The sequence below is a fragment of the Caulobacter sp. 10L414 genome, assembly GCF_056395525.1.
The window spans coordinates 1-354 of sequence record NZ_JBFTJR010000166.1 but is presented as its reverse complement, the minus strand read 5'-3'; the positions used below and the strand labels follow the sequence as shown (position 1 = coordinate 354).

Here is a 354-nt window from a genome sequence, read left to right as displayed (position 1 = left end):
GTGGGCATCCGCTATCCCGAAGACGTCCTCCACGCGCACGGCGTGGACATCTTCGTGGTGAAGTCGACCCTGGAATACCACGCCTCGGCGCGGTTCGACGACATGCTGGAGATCCGCGGCCGCATGGCCCGCCTGGGCCGCTCGAGCATGCTGTTCCGCGTGGAAATGTATCGCGGCGACGAACACCTGATCACCGGGGAGGWGATCTACGTCTGCGCTGACCCGGCCACGCAGAAATCGGCCCCGATCCCCGGGCAGGTCAGGGAGACGATCGAGGCGTACGAGGTGGTGAAGCCGGAGCGGTAGGGCGGAGGCTTTCGGGGACGAAAACCTCCGCAATCGAACCGCAGTCGC

Annotated in this window: 1 protein-coding gene; it reads left to right on the top strand. The window is 66.0% G+C overall.

Features of this window, described 5'->3' with window-relative positions:
• Positions 1 to 306 (top strand): YbgC/FadM family acyl-CoA thioesterase (locus tag AC1DCG_RS25240; protein WP_477041773.1); only part of this gene is annotated, 306 nt, incomplete at its 5' end.
• Positions 307 to 354: the final 48 nt, after the last annotated feature.